Source organism: Enterobacter cloacae complex sp. GF14B (assembly GCF_004136805.1).
In the GTDB taxonomy this organism is placed as follows: domain Bacteria; phylum Pseudomonadota; class Gammaproteobacteria; order Enterobacterales; family Enterobacteriaceae; genus Enterobacter; species Enterobacter hormaechei_C.
Window position 1 is genome coordinate 1 of the sequence record NZ_QFRV01000226.1, and the last position, 1,910, is coordinate 1,910.

Annotated in this window: 1 protein-coding gene; it reads right to left on the reverse strand. The window is 62.1% G+C overall.

Annotated features, from left to right (window positions below; translation table 11 throughout):
* Positions 1 to 1,910 (reverse strand): Ig-like domain-containing protein (locus DD606_RS24870; protein ID WP_129259423.1); only part of this gene is annotated, 1,910 nt, incomplete at both ends.

The window sequence follows — 1,910 nt, forward strand, 5'->3', positions numbered from 1 at the left end:
CCCGCCACAATGTCGAAGGTAATCTGCGGCACGGTAGTGTCGACCAGCACGGACGCCCCTGCACTGGCCGGGTTGCCCGCTTTATCGGACACAGTCACCGTGACCGCCGCGCTGCCGTCGGCGATGCCTGCCATATCCGCCGCCGGTACGTCCAGCGTCCAGCTGCCGTTTGCCTGCACCTGGGCGGTGTACTGATTGCCGTTGAAGGCCACGGTGACCGTCTGGCCTGCTTCGGCAGTAGACGTCCCGCTCAGGGTCAGATCCTGCGCCGCCTCTGCCGCATTCAGCATGTTGTCGCCGCTGATGGTGTTGATGGTGACCGCTGGCGCGGCGGTATCGACGCTGAATGCCTGCGAAGAAGAGGCCGCGTTGCCGTTCACGTTGGTTACGCTGACCTGTACGCTGGCGTCGCCGTCCTTCAGGCCGCTCAGATCGGCAGCCGGTACGGTGCAGGTCCAGTCGCCGTTGGCATCGACCATCGTGGTCCAGGTTTTACCCGCAAAGATAATGGTAACGGTCTGGCCCGCTTCAACGTTCGAGGAGGAGCCGGACAGCACCAGATCCTGGCCTTTTTCTGCCGCGTTCAGCACGTTGTCGTCCGTCACGCTGTTAATGCTTATCGCCACCGGGGCGAGATCGACATCCACCACGGTGCCGATGTTCACCGGGTTGCCGGAGGTATCCTGCGCGCTGGCGCTGATGGTGAGCGACCCGTCCGCCCACCGGGAGACGTCTGCGGCCGGAACCGCAGCCTGCCAGGTGCCGTCCGCCTGTACCGATGCGGAATAACTCTTGCCGTTGATGGTCACGGTGACGGTGCTACCCGCCGCCAGGTCGGTGCTGGTGCCGGAGATAACCAGGTTCTGCGCGTGTTCAATAACGTTAATGACGTCGTCACCGGCGACGGTATCAATGCGCAGGCCGGGCAGCTGGGCGTCAATGGTGACATCCAGGGAAGACGATCCGGTATTACCGTGCGCGTTCGTCACGCTGGCCGAGACGGTCAGGTCGCCGTTGCCGAGCGCGGTTAACTGACTCTGGGTTAACGGCAGGCTCCAGGTGAGATCGTCCTGTACTGTAGCCGTGTATGTCTGCCCGCCGAGGATAATCGTGACGGTATCGCCCGATGCCGCGTTAGAAACCTTTCCGGTCAGGGTTTGCCCTGCGGTCACTTCCGCCGCGTTGACGATATTGTCGCCCGCGAAGTTGTTGAGGGTAACAACCGGCAGCGAGCTGTCCACCAGCACATCGTGCGTGGCAGCGGCGCTATTGCCCACATTATCGGTGACGCTCGCCGTTACGGTGTAATTGGCTTCACCCAGCGCGCTCACCGCAGAGGCGGGTACGGTAACGCTCCAGTTGCCGCTGGCGTCGGTGGTGGCGGTGTAGTTGATACCGTTCAGATTAACAGTGATGGTGGTTCCTTCCGGCTGGTTGCTGGTACCGGAAAGCAGCAGATCTTCGCCCTTCTCTGCCGCATTGATCACGTCATCCGCTGCCAGCGTGTTAATACCGATAACGGGCGTCACAGTATTGACCACCACATCCACTGAACTGCTGCCGGTGTTACCGGACCGATCGGTCACGGAGACGTTAATGGTCCAGGTGCCGTCCGTCAGCCCCTGAATGACGGACGCAGGCAGGCCGAGACTCCAGTTTCCTGCCGCATCCACCACGGTGGTGTAGTCTACGTTATTGATGGTGATGGTGACCAAATCGCCCGCCGCCGCGCCGGTGACGGAGCCGCTCAGGATCTGCGCCTGAGCATGGGCCAGCTGGTTAACGGTGTTGGTGTCGGTGACGAAATCGTTGATGGTCACCTGCGGCACGGTGGCATCCACCAGCCCAACGCGATCCGCGCTGCTGCTGTTGCCCGCCACGTCAGTGACGGTGGCCGTCACGGTGACATT